This is a genomic window from Veillonella parvula, assembly GCF_024461875.1.
GTDB lineage: Bacteria > Bacillota > Negativicutes > Veillonellales > Veillonellaceae > Veillonella > Veillonella parvula_I.
This window is the reverse complement of sequence record NZ_JANGAL010000071.1, coordinates 1-255: the sequence shown is the minus strand read 5'-3', so window position 1 is coordinate 255 and position 255 is coordinate 1. Positions and strand designations below refer to the sequence as shown.

At 41.2% G+C, this 255-nt stretch carries 1 protein-coding gene; it reads left to right on the top strand.

Features of this window, described 5'->3' with window-relative positions; all coding sequences use genetic code 11:
* Positions 1 to 15: 15 nt before the first annotated feature.
* Positions 16 to 255: hypothetical protein (locus NE668_RS09905; protein ID WP_256196823.1), on the top strand; the 240-nt coding region annotated here is incomplete at its 3' end.

Here is a 255-nt window from a genome sequence, read left to right as displayed (position 1 = left end):
ATGAAAGGAGAGCCTATGGCAGGAAAAGAAAACAGAGAAATTAAAAACAGTGTCTTTGTAGATCTGTTCTATGAGGACGAATCAGCAGAAGCGAATGAGATCGCGCTTTTTAATGCAATCCATGATGAGCCGTTGCCGGAAGGAACGAAGATTCGGAAATTCCGTGTAGACAATACGATCTATATGAATTTTCAAAACGATATTTCTTTTGACGCAGGAGGAAAAGTGATCGTATTCGGCGAGCATCAGTCTACG